Below are 15,851 nucleotides of genomic sequence, written 5' to 3'. Positions count from 1 at the left end.
GTAATTCATTCTGCCACTAAAGATCGCGCGAACCGTGGTTTGACCTGACCTGGCTTTTTCGCACGCGGGAACAACAACGACATTGGCTCCGTTGTGATGACCAATCCTCAAATGAATGGCTTTAGCGGCCTGCGGCCAGGTTCGACATCACCGCCCAACACCTACATAAGTCTCGAACCCGGATTTCAGCGCTGAACGTTTCGAGTAGATGTTGCGCAAATCGACCATGCGGGGGGTTTTCATTGCCTGTGCCAGATCGGCAAGGTTGAGCGCGCGGAATTCGTTCCATTCGGTGAGCAATACCACAGCGTCGGCATCCTTGGCCGCTTGATAGGGATCATCGGCCCAGTGTACGCCCGGCAACAGCTCTTCGCCTTCGGCGCGGCCTTGCGGATCAACCACGCGGACCTGCGCGCCGCCACCGATCAGGGCAGGGACGATCGACAGCGATGGCGCCTCGCGCATGTCATCGGTATTGGGTTTGAAGGTCACACCCAGAATGGTGATGGTCTTGCCGTTGAAACTGTCGTTGCAAGCCTCGCGGATCTTTTCGATCATCCGCTTTTTGACTTCGTCATTCACCCGCATGACGGTTTCGGTGATCTGCATCGGGTGCGCATGATCCTGCCCGATCCGGGCCAAAGCAGCGGTGTCCTTGGGGAAACACGACCCACCATAGCCGGGGCCGGCATGCAGGAACTTGTTGCCGATCCGCCCGTCCAGGCCCATCCCGCGTGACACCTCTTTCACATCGGCACCAACCCGTTCGCAGAGCCCAGCGATTTCGTTGATGAAGGTGATCTTGGTCGCCAGAAAGGCGTTGGCCGCGTATTTGATCATCTCAGCGCTTTCCAGATCGGTAGTGAGGATCGGGAAGTCGCGCAGGTAGAGCGGGCGGTAGATCTCGGCCATGACATCTGCGGCCCGGTCGTTTTCGACCCCGACAACGACACGGTCGGGGCGCATGAAATCGTCAATCGCCGCGCCTTCACGCAGAAATTCCGGGTTAGAGGCCACATCAAAAGCGGCATTGGGATTAGCTGCCGAGATCACCTGATGCACTTGACGGTTGGTACCCACCGGAACCGTCGATTTGGTCACGACAACAGTGTAGTCGGTCAGCGCATGTGCAATTTCCTCGGCGGCTGCCATCACATAGGTCAGATCTGCATGACCATCCCCGCGCCGCGTGGGCGTTCCGACCGCGATGAACACCGCGTCGGCCCCATCCACCGCAGCGGCCAGATCTGTTGTAAAGCTGAGCCGACCCGCAGCCACGTTCTTGGCCATCAACACATCCAGTCCCGGTTCAAAAATCGGAACCTCACCGGATTGCAGCATCTCGATCTTGCTGGCGGCCTTGTCGACACAAATGACGTCATGGCCAAAATCTGAAAAACACACTCCCGACACCAGGCCGACATAACCGGTGCCAATCATCGCAATACGCATTCGTTAATATCCTTTGTTACTCAATACCGATGCTGGCGCGCACACACTCGGGGAAAGTTCCGCCGGATTCAATGCCTGACGCTCAGGTTGGGTTGCATTCGGCGCAATGATCCTGTTTTTGGGCGACAAAGACGGATTTAGCATCGAATAGGACACATCTATGACCAAGACAGCATTGATCACCGGCATTACCGGTCAGGACGGCTCGTATCTCGCCGAATTTCTGCTGGCCAAGGGATATGAGGTGCACGGGATCAAACGGCGAGCGTCTTCGTTCAACACGCAACGGATCGACCATATCTATCAGGATCCGCACGAGCCAAACCCAAAGCTGCGTCTGCATTATGGTGATCTGAGCGATACGTCGAACCTGACGCGCATCATTCAGGAGGTTCAGCCCGACGAGGTTTATAACCTTGGCGCGCAATCGCATGTGGCGGTCAGCTTTGAATCGCCCGAATACACCGCCGACGTTGATGCCATCGGGACCCTGCGTTTGCTGGAAGCGATCCGGTTTCTCGGGCTTGAGAAAAAGACCCGTTTCTATCAGGCCTCAACGTCCGAGCTTTATGGTCTTGTACAGGAAACCCCGCAGCGGGAAACCACACCGTTTCACCCGCGCTCGCCTTATGCTGTGGCCAAGCTCTATTCCTATTGGATCACGGTGAACTACCGCGAGGCCTATGGCATGTATGCCTGCAACGGCATCCTGTTTAACCACGAAAGCCCGCGTCGGGGGGAAACCTTCGTAACCCGCAAGATCACGCGTGGCTTGGCCAATATCGCCCAGGGGCTTGAGAGTTGTCTTTATATGGGCAATATCGACAGCCTGCGCGATTGGGGCCATGCCAAGGATTATGTGCGGATGCAGTGGATGATGCTGCAGCAGGACACACCCGAAGATTTTGTCATCGCGACTGGAGTGCAATACTCCGTGCGTCAGTTCATTGAATGGTCCGCAGCCGAACTGGGCGTGACGCTGGAATTCTCCGGTTCCGGCGTTGATGAAATCGCCACCGTGACCGCGATTGAGGGCGACAATGCTCCGGCGCTGAAGGTGGGCGACGTGGTCATGCGCATCGACCCCCAGTATTTCCGCCCTGCCGAAGTTGAGACGCTTCTGGGTGATCCCAGCAACGCCAAGGCCAAGCTGGGCTGGGTTCCGGAACTGACCGTGCAAGAGATGTGCGCCGAGATGGTGGTCGAAGATCTGAAAACCGCCAAACGCCACGCGCTGCTGAAAGAGCACGGGTTCGACCTGCCGGTCAGCCTGGAAAACGGCTGAGGAGGGGTTTGCGATGCGCAAGATCTATGTAGCAGGCCATCGCGGCATGGTGGGTGGCGCGATCTTGCGTCGTTTGCAAGCATGTCAGGCCGAAGGTGAGGCGTTGGAGCTGATCACACGCACCCATGCCGAGCTGGATCTGACCAGCCAGGCGCAGGTGCGCGACTTCATGCAGGCGGAACACCCCGATGTGGTCATACTGGCGGCTGCCAAGGTGGGCGGCATTCATGCCAACAACACCTATCCTGCGGATTTCATCTACGACAACCTGATGATCGAATGTAACGTGATCCATCAGGCCTTTGACGCTGGGGTCAAACATCTGCTGCAACTGGGCAGCTCGTGCATTTATCCGCGTGCGGTGCCACAGCCGATGCGCGAAGATGCGCTGTTGACCGGTGTGCTGGAGCCCACGAATGAGCCCTATGCAGTCGCGAAAATCGCCGGGATCAAACTGTGTGAAAGCTATAACCGGCAGCACGGGGTCGACTACCGCTCGGTCATGCCGACCAACCTTTATGGCCCAGGCGATAACTTCCACCCCGAAAACAGCCATGTTCTGCCCGCTCTGATACGCCGTTTCCACGAAGCGCAGCGTGACGGGCTGGATGAGGTGGTGATCTGGGGCACTGGCAAACCCCGGCGCGAGTTCCTGCATGTGGACGACATGGCCGAGGCGTCTTTGTTCGTGCTGGATCTGCCGCGTGATGTTTACGAGGCCAATACCGAACCGATGCTGAGCCATATCAACGTGGGTTGCGGTCAGGATGTCTCAATCGCAGAGCTAGCGGCGATGGTGGCGAAGACCACCGGATTTACGGGCCGTATCACGCAGGATGTCAGCAAGCCCGACGGCACCCTGCGCAAGCTGATGGACGTATCGCGCCTGGCCGATATGGGCTGGCGCGCAGGTATTGGCCTTGAGGACGGTATTCGCGAAACCTATGCCTGGTTCCTGGATCAGGCGGATACCGAGATCCGGTCCAAGTAACCGCCTGAAAAACCAGCTTCAGACCCAGCGACCAATGGCCACCAGAGTGGGGGCCAGCTGGGTTGGGTCTGATACCGCCGACAGGACTTGACCGCTGGCTTGCGTGCCAGATGGCGCGTCGAGGCCCAGAAAACGGCTCGCTGCACCAGCCGCACCGCTGACGGCAGGGGTGGCGCTTGTGGCGAAACCCATCGGGAAATCCCAGGTGAACACGGCGCTGGCAAACAGCGCGCCGGTGGCATTGGTGCAGTCAACCGCCGAAAGCGTCACCGTGCAGATCTGCGTTCCATCGGCAAAACGCACATAGTCTCCGTTGGCGTTCGACCCGCGCTCAATCACCGCGCCTGTGGGCGTGCCGCCGCTTTCCGAGACCGTGCCCAAAAGATTGCCGGGACCATAGCCGTAATCGGCCCGCATCAGACGCCCTGTAGTGGTGTCGTCGGCGCTGCTTTGCACCGCCGTCCCGCTGGCAACGCCCGTCGCCGGGTCGAACGCCAGCGCATCATTCCAGGTGCTGCCATCAGCAGACACTTTGATCGAAAACCCGGTATTGCCCGCCAGACCCATTTCGGCATGGCCGGTCCAGTTCGATTGAAACAACAGCGATGCGGTATCGCCTGCGCCTGCCTTGTTGATCTTCAGCTGATGTCCTGCCCCATCATGGCTCAGCAATGTGGCCGGGCCACGCACCGACAGGCGGTTGGTGCTGTCCGAAGTGGTCGCGATCCCAACACCGGGCAAGTTTTGCGTCGAAAGCGGCGGATCGTTCCACGCGCTGCCATCCCAAACCTTCAACTGACCCGCGGATTGATCCCAGGCGCGCCAGCCTTGGGCGGGCGTTACAAAATGCCAGGCATTGTCCAACCACGCGGCAAGCTCGCCACCGTGATCGGCCCATTCCGCTGAGGGTGCCGCGCCCAAGGCATGAATGTCGCCCTGGGACGGCACCGCAGGGGGCGTTGCTGCGTTCATCGTGACTAAGCTCAACTGCACCACCAGATCCAGCTCGCGCAGGGCCTCGTTATGGGTGACGTGTTTCTGGGCCTGTGACGGTTGAAGAAACGGCAGTTTCAAACGGGGTGAGTTTTGCGACATCGGGCATCCTCCTGTGGCTGTCGGTCCGGCGCTGATTGCGCGCCACACTGCCGTGACGCGCATGAATCCCGCCTGACCAGGCCGAACGCCCGGATTAGGATTTGGAAAGGTTTGAGCCGCTGTTTGGGGCAGGGGCCAAGGCTCCTGCCCGCGTGTTAACTGCGTGCGTAGATGTCTTCGTAGCGGACGATATCATCTTCGCCCAGATAGGCACCGGTCTGAACCTCGATCAGTACCATTGGCACTTTGCCTGGGTTCTCCATCCGGTGAACCGCGCCCAGCGGGATATAAACCGACTGGTTTTCCGAGACCAGCTTGACCTCTTCATCAATGGTGACCTTTGCTGTGCCTTCCACCACGATCCAATGTTCAGAACGGTGGTGATGCGATTGCAGGCTCAGCGCGGCACCGGGATGCACATGAATGCGTTTGACCTGAAACCGGTCACCGATCACCAGGCTTTCGAACCAGCCCCAGGGTCGGTGATCCACCGGCAATTGTTCGGCCTGTTTGGCGCCTTTGGCTTTCAGCGCGGCGACCGCCTGTTTAACATCCTGCGCCTTGTCCATGCTGGCCACCAGCACCGCATCGGGCATGGCGACGGTGATCACGTTCTCAAGCCCCATCGCAACAACCTCTTGCGCCGGAGATTCCGAGCGGACGAGGACGTTCTGACAGTCGATTGTCGTGACCTCACCGGTTGTAGCCACGCCGTTTGCGTCGGGATTGCTAAGCTCTTGCACCGCAGACCAACTGCCCACATCGGACCAGCCTGACGCGTAGGGTACAACGCTGAGGTTGCCGGCTTTCTCCATAACCGCATAGTCGATCGAGATGTCCTGAACCGCGTTCCAGGCCTCTGGATCCAGGCGCAAAAAGCCCAGATCGCTTTGCGCCTTTTCGACCGCTTGGCGCACCGGCTGCATCAGTTCCGGTGCGTGCGTTTCGAACGCTGCGATAATGTCGCGCACGGCAAACAGGAAGATGCCCGAATTCCACAAGAAACTGCCATCGGCCACCATTGCCTCTGCTGTGGCCAAATCCGGTTTTTCCACAAACTGTTCCAAAGCGACAGGCAGGCCCGATTGATCCGGTTTCTGGCTGAGTTTCAGATAACCATAGCCGGTTTCCGGGCGATCCGGTGTGATCCCGAAGGTCACCAGATCCTTGCGCTCGGTGATTGCCGTCAGACCCTTTTCCACGGCCGCATGAAAGGCCGCTTTGTCGGGCACAACATGATCCGAGGGTGCTACGATCATCACGCCATCCGGGTCGCTTGCCGCCAGGTGCAGTGCCGCAGCCAGGACGGCGGGTGCCGTGTTGCGCCCGTCCGGTTCGATCAGGACCGGACCGGGATCAATACCCACAGAAGCCAATTGTTCCGGCACCACAAAGCGAAACGCTTCGTTGGTCAGGATCAATGGCTTGGCATACGGCGTTTCAGTCGGCCCCTGTAACCGGTCAGCGCAGTCCTGAAGCAGGCTCGTCTCTCCGATCAAAGGGACGAACTGCTTGGGATAGCTTTTTCGCGACAGGGGCCACAAACGCGTGCCAGAGCCACCGCACAGGATCACAGGATAGACTTTATTCATAATGCTGCTGCCTTTGTATGACTTTGGCACCAGCATATCGCAATGATTGCAACAAAGGTGAAGAGGCTATCGTTACTGAGCAGCCCGATCTGCGGCAATGATGTCATGCAGATAGTTGTTCAGGTCTTCGCGCAAATCGTCCCGTGCCAGCGCAAAGGCCACAGTGGCCTGCAGGAACCCGGATTTTGAGCCGCAATCAAAACGCTGACCTTTGAACCTATACCCAAAGACCGAGACATCATTCTTGATGTCCTGTGCAATCGCGTCGGTCAACTGAATCTCGCCACCGCTGCCGACCTTCATTTCATTGAGGTTGTCCAGAACGGAAGGTGCCAGGATGTACCGTCCGATCACGGCCAGATTAGATGGCGCCTTTTCGGGCGCGGGTTTTTCAACCATGCCGCGGGCGGTCACAACGGCGCCCATGTCCTCTTGGACATCAAGAACGCCATAAGCGCTCGTCTTTTCGGGTGCGACTTCCATGGTTGCCACCATGTTGCCACCGGTCTCTTGATAAGCTTCGACCATTTGCTGCAGACAAGGCTTGTCCGCTGCGATTACGTCATCCGGCAGCATAACCGCAAAAGGCTCGTTTCCGATCAGGCGACGGGCGCACCAGACCGCATGGCCTAGACCCAGCGCTTTGTGCTGACGGATATAGGCAATGGCACCGCTTTCCATATTGGTTGCTGCCAAAGTGTCCAGCAACGCTTCCTTGCCTTTATTGCGCAGCTCTTGTTCCAACACCAGATTGTGATCGAAATAATCTTCAAGCGCGGACTTGCCGCGTGACGTGACAAAAATGAATTCCTTGATGCCAGCGGCCCGCGCCTCATCAATTGCATATTGAACCAGCGGTCGGTCGACCAGTGTCATAATCTCTTTTGGCACCGACTTTGTCGCAGGAAGGAACCGTGTTCCTAGCCCGGCAACGGGGAAAATAGCTTTCGTGACTTTACGTGTCATGTGACCTCTCAAATTTCACTCGTAACCGGAAAATGTGGTGCGCCGGTGTGTTCTCTTAGTCTTGCCAGGTTTGGCATTCAATCCGATTGACCTGCCAAGGCTTCAAGTGGTCGAATCCTGCCATCCGGGGCACAAAGAGTCAAAACCTGTAGACCCGCGACGCCTTTGATCTGCGAAGGATGAAAACGCGATTTTGGGCGTATCATGCAGAGCCTGTGCCCCCCCGAGATCGATCGGTATTCGCTTAGGCTCGCCCTTACCGAGCGGTTTTGACGCAGTGTTTTGCCAAAAATTTCACCGCTTTGCCCCGCTTTGATCTCGGGCCGTCCCTCTGGTGAGTGGCTTGGCAGCCTGTCAAAGAAGGGTCGTTTACGGTGAACAAAGAGACCAGTTTCCCCCCTTCAAATACACTCGTTCCTTTCCCTATGCGTAAGGCAGAATGGAATACTGTTTCCGAAATGAGAACGATGCGCGGCTGATTTGCGCACCGTTCTTTGGGTTCAATGGAATTGTTGCCTTGGTTTTCCCGAAAAACCCTTCGGTCCCGGCTTGATTCTACCCACTGGCGGGTTGCTTCAAGGCTTTAGCTTTCTCTTCATTTCAGCTTCGGGAAAACATGTAGGCTGTTCGCCCACTGCCTCTTGCCAGCGCCCGATCGAACGGCGCGTTTTGTAACCCGCCAGGCCGTCGACACCGCCAACGTCATGGCCCATCTGCTCTAGAGCCAACTGCATTGCCGCAACATCGGACCGGTCGAGCCCCCCAACAGCCGCCCAACCGGCTTTGAAATCACCAATGCCATATTGAATCCGATCCCCGACATGGCCCACAAACAGCGCATAGAGGTCGCTGAAATTATAGTCTTTGAGAACGTAGAAGTTCGGGGTGACCACAAATGCAGGTCCATTGCGACCGGCAGGCATCATCAAGAATCCCTCCCCCCGCAACTCATGCGCCGGAAACGGGCGGCCCGAGATGCGTGTGACGCCCAGATCGACCCATTCCTGAATGCTCCGCCCCTGATCCGGCCCTTCCAGCGCACAAGACAGGGAGGCGGGCACGACAACTTCGAACCCCCAGTCGCGCCCGGTAACCCAGCCGTGTTGTTTCAGGTAATTTCCAATCGAGGCGAGTGTATCCTCGGCCGAGCCCCAGATATCGGCGCGACGATCGCCATTGCCGTCCACCGCATAAGCCAGCACATTCGACGGCATGAACTGTGGCTGTCCCAAAGCACCCGCCCAACTGCTTTTCATGTTGCGCGGGTCCACATGCCCTGCTTCGGCGATTTGAAGGGCTGCAATCAATTCGGTAGTGAAATACGCGGCCCGCGTACTCATGAACCCTTTGGTGCCCAGCACGCGAAAGGCGTCATGAGGGATCGACACTTGCCCATATCCGCTTTCACGGCCCCAGATCGCCAACAGGATACGCGCGGGCACGCCGGTGTCCGCCTCGACACGCGCCAGAACGGATGCATGACGCTTCGTCATCTTCCGCCCCACCGCAGTCGTGCCTTGCACCGTGTTGGCATTGAAATAGCGCCCGGGCGAGCCGAACTCGGCCTGCGACTGTTCAGAGGGTCTGGCTTGCGTGCCGGGTGGAACCAGATCCGGCAGTTTCCAGTTCAACGTCACCCCGTCAAAGGCTTGCTCCATGGTGCGCCGCGACACGCCTTTTGCCTTTGCGCGGGGCCACACCTCCTCTTGCAGCCAGGTTTGAAACTGACGCTCAATCGCCGCGCGATCCTGAGCGGCAGCGCAGCTTGCCCACAAGATCAAAGACAAAAAGAAAAGGCCCAAACGCATACAAGAAAAATGCGGTTACATCGAATGTGATGTCAACACATCCGGGCCCGGCGCGAAAAGCCTTGAGAAAATCCGAAACTCTGCCGATAGTTGCAGTGATTTTGAGAAGGTAAGGGAGGCGCGCAGGCGTGGTGTATTTCCGGAAAAGTCCTGCCTTTGGGGTGCTTGCCGCGAGCCTACTTATCGTCTTCGCTTCGGTGCAATTGGCTTTGGCCAGCGACAGTTTCATGGACCCGCAAGGCCCGATTGCTGCTGTCCAGAAAACCCATCTGCTCCGTGCCACAGCGCTGATCCTGATCGCCGTTATACCTGTTCTGGTTTTCGTGCCTCTGATTGCGTTGCGGTACCGTCGCCGGAAAAACAGCGCGGCTGCCTATCGGCCAGAATGGGATTTCTCGGCGCGGCTGGAATTCCTGATGTGGGGCGTGCCGGTGGTGATCGTGGCGATCTTGTCCTTTTACCTGTGGAAGGCAACCCATCGGCTGGACCCCTACAGCGCGTCGTTCGGAGAAGAACCTGCGCTGAGGGTGCAGGTGGTTGGCCTCGATTGGAAATGGCTGTTCATCTATCCCGATCTGGGCATCGCCAGTGTGGGAGAGCTGGGCATCCCGATCAAACAACAGGTGGCGATGACACTCACCACCGATACGGTCATGCAATCCTTTATGATCCCAGCCCTTGCCGGTCAGATCTATGCAATGCCGGGCATGTCCACGCAACTGCATTTGGTGGCTGATACGCCCAAGACCATGCAAGGTGAAAACACGCAATATACCGGGCGCGGCTTTACCAAGCAGAAGTTTCTAACCCAGGCCATGCAGCCCGAGGATTTCAACGCATGGGTCGAAAGTGTGCGCGCAAATGGCATTCCGCTGACCGATCAGACCTATCGCACTCTGGCCATGCGGACGGACCGGGATGAGGCACAAAAAGCATTGGGCACTGCACAGATGCCACTGAACGCGCTGTATTTCACCTTAGAAGAAGGCGATCTGTTTCACAGCATTCTGCGCCGGTATCACAGCGGTGAGCCTTTGGCGGTCGCCGACCAACCGGGCACGACGGAGTTTGGCCAATGACCTCTACCGACAGTGGTTTCTTTGGGCGGCTAACCTGGGATGCCTTTCCCATCGCTGGTCTGATCCAGAACCCCGGCGCCAATGAGATCGTCGCCAACGCCGCCGCTGCAATTGTTGTTGTCGGAGTGGTGGCTGTCGTTGGGCTTTTGTCCTGGTTCCGCCTCTGGGGTCCATTGTGGCGCGATTGGCTGACCAGTGTGGATCACAAGAAGATCGGCATCATGTATATCGTCTTTGCCATCGTGATGCTGGCGCGCGGTGTGCTGGAAGGCGTGGTGATGCGCGCGCAACAGGCCGCAGGGCCCGGCGACGGATTCCTTGAGGCGGAACATTTCGCCGAGCTCTTCAGCACCCATGGCACCATCATGGTCTTCTTTGTTGCCGTGCCCTTTGTCTTTGGGGTGGCGAACTATGTTGTGCCGTTGATGATCGGCGCGCGTGATGTGGCCTTTCCGGTGATGAACCAGATCGGGCTGGGCCTGACGGTTTCGGCGGGCATGATGCTGATGGTGTCTTTGGTGGTGGGCGAGTTCTCGACCGGCGGGTGGACAGCCTATCCGCCCTTCACCGGTGCTGCGTTTAATCCGGGTGTGGGGCCTGATTACTGGATCTGGGCCATTGTCGTCTCAGGGATAGGCACCACCCTGACGGGGATCAATTTTGCCGTAACGATCTATAAGCTGCGTGCACCGGGGATGAAGTTCACGCGTCTGCCGATGTATTGCTGGACGATTATTTGCAGCTCGATCCTGATCATCTTTGCGATGCCGCCTTTGGGGGTTGCCGCGTTGTTGCTGGCGGCAGACAGGTATCTGGATTTCCACTTTTTCACCAATGATCTGGGCGGCAACATGATGAATTATGCCAACCTGTTCTGGCTGTTCGGCCACCCCGAGGTCTATCTGCTGGTGCTGCCCGCCTATGGGATCTATTCCGAGATTTTCGCCACCTTCTCGGCCAAACGGCTCTATGGATATAACTCGCTGGTGATTGCCACCATGTCGATTGCGATCCTGTCCTTTACCGTCTGGCTGCACCATTTCTTTACCATGGGCCAAAGCGCCCTGATCAATGCGGTGTTTGGCATCGCAACGATGCTGATTGCCATTCCGACCGGGGTAAAGGTCTATGACTGGATGGCCACGCTCTGGCGCGGGCGGATCCGGTTCTCGGTACCCATGCTCTATGGTCTGGCCTTCCTGATGCTGTTTGTGATCGGCGGGCTCAGCGGTGTGATCCTTGCCAATCCGACCGTTGATTATCAGGTGCACAACACCCTGTTTTTGGTGGCCCATTTCCACAATGTGTTGCTTCCCGGCGTGTTGTTTGGGCTGCTTGCGGCCTACAATTACTGGTTCCCCAAGGCCTTTGGCTTCCGATTGAACGAAAGCTGGGGGCGCATCAGCGTGGCGCTTTGGACGGTTGGCTTCATGCTGACCTTCCTGCCGCTTTATTTCGTGGGCCTGATGGGGATGCCGCGCCGCTCTTTCAGTTGGGAGGATCCCAGTTTCCACCCCTATATGATCGTGGCGGTCATTGGCGCTCTGGTCATTCTGGGGGCGCTGCTGTCGATCCTGGTGCAGCTTTGGGTCAGCATCCGCGACCGTGACAGCACGCGCGTTCCTGTGGGCGACCCCTGGGATGGGCGCACGCTGGAATGGTCGATCCCGTCCCCTCCGCCCGAATATAACTTTGCGATCATCCCACAGGTCACGGATCGGGACGATTTCGCAGCTGCCAAGGAACGCGGGCAGGCTTACCCAACGCCCGACGCTTACGAAGATATCGAGATGCGGCGCAATACCGGCATCGGGTTCCTGCTGTGTGTGTTCAGTGGTGTCTGGATGTTTGCCCTGGTCTGGTGGATCTGGTGGCTGGCCGCGCTGATGACGCTTACGATGCTGCTGGCCGTTATCCTTTGGAGCTTTGACACCAACACCGAAGAGATCATCCCCGCCGAAGAAGTCCGCAAAGATCATGAGGCCTGGTTGGCGCTGGTGCACAGCGCGCAAGCGGTGGATCGCGACCATGAAACAGCCCCGGAAAACCAGGGCCTCGCCCGACCGGATATGGAGGCCGTGACATGAAGCGCGCGCCTTCACACAGCTATCCGGGGATCAACCTGGGCGAAAACCATGCCAGTGCCGACAAGGCAACCGAGGTGGTCACCTTCGGTTTCTGGGTCTTTTTGATGAGCGATCTGGTCTATTTCGGCCTGATGTTCGGCGTCTATATCACCATGATCGACGCGCAGGCTGGTGGGCCTGGCCCGCATGAGCTGTTCGATCTGAAAAGCATCTTTGCGCAGACCATGATCCTGCTGACCTCCAGCCTGACGGTTGGGCTGGCGATGCTGGCGTTGAAATACAACCTGCCGCGCCCGCGTATCGTGTTGTGGTTCGGGGTGACGCTGGTGCTGGGGATCAGCTTTCTGGTTCTTGAGATCCGCGATTTCGTCAACATGGCTGCGCAGGGTGGTATCCCCCAACGCAGCGGCTTTTTGTCGGCGTTCTATGGGCTGGTGCCCTTGCACGGGCTGCATGTGGCGGCGGGGTGTATCTGGTTGATCGTGCTGGGCATTCAACTGCGCATGATGGGCCTGACCGATTTGCTGATGTCGCGCATGGTGCGGCTGGCCCTGTTCTGGCACTTCCTCGATCTGATCTGGATCGGCATCATCACCATCGTGTATTTCGGAGGTCTGGCTTATGGATAACAGCTCGGAAATGCACCGCCGCGAGCGCCGCCGCTATGTGATCGGCTATGGCGGATCGTTGCTCCTTACACTTGTGGTTTTCGGGATCGCCTACTTGTTTGGAATCGAAAAACGCGGTGTGTATCTGACCATAGGGCTTCTGGGGCTGGCGCAACTGGTGGTTCAGCTGGTCTATTTCCTGCATATCGACCGCCGCCGCAGCAGCCGCGAGGATCTGGATCTGATCCTGTTCTCAACCCTTGTTCTGCTGATCATCATCGGGGGAACAGTTTGGATTCTGGGCAATCTGGCCGTGCGGATGCATATGCACGTGATGTGATCGCTCAGGTCAGAACCAAGCCAAGCCACAACGCGCCCCAGCACAGCAAAAGGCTTAGCAGGATGTTGCCCGCCGCATGGGCAAAGGTGCGGTTTTGATGCAGATCCAGCGTTTGATAGGCAAAGCTGGAAAAGGTCGTGAACCCGCCGCAAAAGCCAAAGATCAGGCGGCTTTCTTCGGGGCTGATGCCCTGTGCACCGCCCTGATAGCCGACCCAAAGACCCAGGATAAGGCTGCCCAAAACATTCACGATCAACGTTGCAATGGGCAAATCACTTGTAATCTGCTGGGCCAGCCAATGACGCAGAACAGCGCCAAGCCCACCGCCGATCGCAAAGATCGCATGCAGATAGAGCGCGCTCATCCAACATCGCCTTTGCTGTGAAAGCTACGGCCAAGGCGCTCTCCGACCGCGGCGGCCCCCAGACCCAAGGCAATTTCGGCCAGTATGGCGATCAGAACCGGGCTTGGGCCGATCTCGGCCAGCCGCGCCAGTTCGGCCACAAAGGACGAGAAGGTGGACAATCCTCCGCAAAATCCGCCCGCACCCAGATGCAGGACATGAGCGTGGACCTTGTGGCGAATGGCAAACAGCCAGCCTAGAATGAAACAGGCTACGATATTGATCCCGAACGTGGCGGTCAGAAACGGCGCTCCGGGGATTTGCAGCGAAAAAAGTTCGCGCAGCAGCGATCCGGCCGCGCCTCCGACAAAGACGGCTGAGTACATCCCAAGTTTCGGCCCGATGGTTGCCACGGCTTGTCCCTGCTGTGATCCACGCCCAAGCTGGCATAACGCGTGTCTTGGGCCGGATCAATCAAAGCGCACACTGGTTTCTGCGGCTGAACCCCGACAAACCCTTGCCTTGTCACAGGAAACTGTTCACCCTCTGGTCAGGGCCTTGCCGTATTGAAAGGCCGTAAACGTTCGGGGATGCGGTCCTCGCCATACCCCAGGAGGATTGGGATGATCGTTCGTCGAATTTACTTTGCTGTGGCTTTTCTGGCCTTGCCGATAACCCTGCTGCTGGGCCTGCTCTGGGCGCCGATCCTGTGGCTGCTGGTGTTGATCCTGCCTTATGTGGTGATCGGGGCCTATGACATCCTGACCACCAAACATAACGTGCTGAATAACTATCCGGTGCTGGGTCACTTCCGGTACATGCTGGAATTTGTCAGTCCCGAAATCCGCCAGTATTTCGTTGAAACCAATGAAAGCGGCCGCCCGTTCAACCGGATCGTGCGCGGGCTGGTTTACGCACGGGCCAAGGGGCAGGTGGATACGCAGGCCTTTGGCACCCAATATGACATTCTTGATGTGGGCTATCACCGTGCGAACCACTCGCTGGCACCCAAACATGTGGATGAAAGCGAAGAACGTGTGCTTCTGGGCGGACCGCAATGCGACAAGCCCTATAATGCCTCGCGTCTGAACGTGTCCGCCATGAGCTTTGGCGCGCTCAGCGCCAATGCAATCAAGGCGCTGAACGGGGGTGCCAAGGATGGTGGTTTTGCCCACAACACGGGCGAGGGCGGCCTATCACCGCATCACTTGGCCGAAGGTGGCGATATCATCTGGCAAATCGGAACCGGCTATTTCGGATGTCGAACGCCTGAAGGAGGCTTTGACAAGGACAAGTTTGCTGAAAAGGCGCAAAAGGATGTGGTCAAAGCGATCGAGATCAAGCTGTCGCAAGGTGCCAAACCCTCCCATGGCGGCGTGTTGCCCGCCGCCAAGGTCGATGAGGAGATCGCCGAAATTCGGGGCGTGCCGATGCATCAGGACGTGATCTCGCCGCCCATCCACTCGGCTTTCGATGGTCCGACTGGCCTGATGGAATTTGTGCAGCATCTACGTGAGATGTCGGGCGGTAAACCCGTGGGATTCAAGCTGTGCATCGGCAAGCCGTCCGAGTTCATGGCGATTTGCAAGGCGATGCTGGACACCGGGATCCTGCCCGATTTCATCACCGTTGACGGGGCCGAGGGCGGCACGGGCGCGGCGCCGGTCGAGTTTACCAACCGTCTAGGTATGCCGTTGAACGAAGGGCTGGTATTCGTCAACAACTGCCTGCGTGGGATCGGCGTGCGCGACAAGGTGCGGATCATCTGCTCGGGCAAGGTGGCGACGGGCTTTGACATGGTCGAGAAATTCGCGCTGGGGGCCGATATGTGCAACTCGGCCCGTGCCATGATGTTTGCTATCGGCTGCATTCAGGCCCTGCATTGCAACACCAATCGCTGCCCCTCTGGCGTGGCCACGCAAGACCCGATCCGGGGGCAGGCGGTCAATGTACCGCAGAAACGCCAACGCGTGCAGCGCTATCACGATGCAACGCTGGAAAGCTTCCGCGAGATCCTGGGGGCAATGGGCAAAGCCACGGTGGACGAGCTGCACCCGTCCGATATCCGTCGCCGCATGGCGGATGAGGGCGAACAGAGCTATGCCGAGATGTATGAATTGTTGGAGGACGGCGCGCTGCTGAACGGCGATGTCTCAGCCACATATGCTGCCGCGTGGGAGCAAGCGTCGCCGGGGCATTTCTAGG

The 15,851-nt window shown here is 58.0% G+C and carries 15 protein-coding genes; 7 read left to right on the top strand and 8 right to left on the bottom strand.

The window, feature by feature from the left end; all coding sequences use genetic code 11:
- Nucleotides 1–147: 147 nt before the first annotated feature.
- The gene (locus tag GOW40_RS06365; protein WP_171103050.1) at nt 148–1,452 is read right to left on the bottom strand and encodes a UDP-glucose/GDP-mannose dehydrogenase family protein; all 1,305 of its coding nucleotides are present in this window, start codon (nt 1,450–1,452) and stop codon (nt 148–150) included.
- A gap of 160 nt (nt 1,453–1,612) precedes the next feature.
- Here GOW40_RS06365 and gmd point away from each other — a divergent pair, with 160 nt between their 5' ends.
- Both gmd and GOW40_RS06355 read left to right on the top strand, forming a co-directional pair.
- Nucleotides 1,613–2,737 carry a GDP-mannose 4,6-dehydratase gene (gene gmd / locus GOW40_RS06360; protein WP_171132806.1) on the top strand — a complete coding sequence of 375 codons (1,125 nt, stop codon included), beginning with the start codon at nt 1,613–1,615 and terminating at the stop codon, nt 2,735–2,737.
- Between the two features lie 13 nt (nt 2,738–2,750).
- A complete protein-coding gene (locus GOW40_RS06355) occupies nt 2,751–3,728 on the top strand; it encodes a GDP-L-fucose synthase (protein ID WP_171132805.1) in 978 nt (325 codons plus the stop codon).
- A gap of 18 nt (nt 3,729–3,746) precedes the next feature.
- On the opposite strand, the gene GOW40_RS06350 is transcribed toward GOW40_RS06355, so the two are convergent.
- From GOW40_RS06350 to GOW40_RS06330, 5 genes are all read right to left on the bottom strand, one after another.
- Entirely contained in the window at nt 3,747–4,823 is a 1,077-nt protein-coding gene (locus tag GOW40_RS06350; protein ID WP_171132804.1) for a DUF2793 domain-containing protein, read from the bottom strand.
- A 155-nt stretch (nt 4,824–4,978) separates the two neighbouring features.
- Nucleotides 4,979–6,415: a mannose-1-phosphate guanylyltransferase/mannose-6-phosphate isomerase gene (locus GOW40_RS06345; protein WP_171132803.1), complete on the bottom strand. Its 1,437-nt coding sequence runs from the start codon at nt 6,413–6,415 to the stop codon at nt 4,979–4,981.
- Nucleotides 6,416–6,487: 72 nt separating this feature from the next.
- The gene (gene galU, locus GOW40_RS06340) at nt 6,488–7,381 is read right to left on the bottom strand and encodes a UTP--glucose-1-phosphate uridylyltransferase GalU (protein WP_171132802.1); all 894 of its coding nucleotides are present in this window, start codon (nt 7,379–7,381) and stop codon (nt 6,488–6,490) included.
- Between the two features lie 575 nt (nt 7,382–7,956).
- Nucleotides 7,957–9,189 (bottom strand): lytic murein transglycosylase, encoded by a 1,233-nt coding sequence (locus tag GOW40_RS06335; protein ID WP_171132801.1) that lies wholly within the window; start codon nt 9,187–9,189, stop codon nt 7,957–7,959.
- On the bottom strand, nt 9,113–9,418 hold the full coding sequence (locus GOW40_RS06330; protein ID WP_171132749.1) for a hypothetical protein: 306 nt from the start codon (nt 9,416–9,418) through the stop codon (nt 9,113–9,115). Before GOW40_RS06330 ends, GOW40_RS06335 begins: the two co-directional genes overlap by 77 nt.
- On the opposite strand from GOW40_RS06330, the gene GOW40_RS06325 reads away from it, so the two are divergent.
- The 4 genes from GOW40_RS06325 to GOW40_RS06310 are packed head-to-tail and all read left to right on the top strand — an operon-like array spanning nt 9,417 to nt 13,303.
- Nucleotides 9,417–10,268 carry a cytochrome ubiquinol oxidase subunit II gene (locus tag GOW40_RS06325; protein ID WP_171132913.1) on the top strand — a complete coding sequence of 284 codons (852 nt, stop codon included), beginning with the start codon at nt 9,417–9,419 and terminating at the stop codon, nt 10,266–10,268. The two genes, GOW40_RS06330 and GOW40_RS06325, sit on opposite strands and share 2 nt — an antisense overlap.
- Nucleotides 10,265–12,355 (top strand): cbb3-type cytochrome c oxidase subunit I, encoded by a 2,091-nt coding sequence (locus tag GOW40_RS06320; protein ID WP_171132800.1) that lies wholly within the window; start codon nt 10,265–10,267, stop codon nt 12,353–12,355. The genes GOW40_RS06325 and GOW40_RS06320 overlap by 4 nt, the downstream gene beginning before the upstream one ends.
- Complete coding sequence (locus GOW40_RS06315; protein ID WP_171132799.1) at nt 12,352–12,984, top strand: cytochrome c oxidase subunit 3; 633 nt, start codon at nt 12,352–12,354, stop codon at nt 12,982–12,984. The genes GOW40_RS06320 and GOW40_RS06315 overlap by 4 nt, the downstream gene beginning before the upstream one ends.
- Nucleotides 12,977–13,303 (top strand): cytochrome o ubiquinol/quinol oxidase subunit IV, encoded by a 327-nt coding sequence (locus GOW40_RS06310; RefSeq protein WP_254444342.1) that lies wholly within the window; start codon nt 12,977–12,979, stop codon nt 13,301–13,303. Before GOW40_RS06315 ends, GOW40_RS06310 begins: the two co-directional genes overlap by 8 nt.
- 4 nt (nt 13,304–13,307) lie before the next feature.
- Here the strand turns inward: GOW40_RS06310 and crcB are convergent, their stop codons facing one another.
- Nucleotides 13,308–13,667, bottom strand: coding sequence for a fluoride efflux transporter CrcB (gene crcB, locus GOW40_RS06305; RefSeq protein WP_171132798.1), 360 nt, complete (start codon nt 13,665–13,667; stop codon nt 13,308–13,310).
- Entirely contained in the window at nt 13,664–14,059 is a 396-nt protein-coding gene (locus GOW40_RS06300; protein ID WP_371731821.1) for a CrcB family protein, read from the bottom strand. The genes crcB and GOW40_RS06300 overlap by 4 nt, the downstream gene beginning before the upstream one ends.
- A 210-nt stretch (nt 14,060–14,269) precedes the next feature.
- Here GOW40_RS06300 and GOW40_RS06295 point away from each other — a divergent pair, with 210 nt between their 5' ends.
- Complete coding sequence (locus GOW40_RS06295) at nt 14,270–15,850, top strand: FMN-binding glutamate synthase family protein (protein WP_171132797.1); 1,581 nt, start codon at nt 14,270–14,272, stop codon at nt 15,848–15,850.
- Nucleotide 15,851 lies beyond the last annotated feature (1 nt).

Origin of the sequence: Ruegeria sp. HKCCA6707 (genome assembly GCF_013033515.1) — a bacterium.
GTDB lineage: Bacteria > Pseudomonadota > Alphaproteobacteria > Rhodobacterales > Rhodobacteraceae > Ruegeria.
The sequence above is the reverse complement of the archived record's forward strand: the minus strand, read 5'-3'. Positions and strand labels throughout refer to the sequence as shown.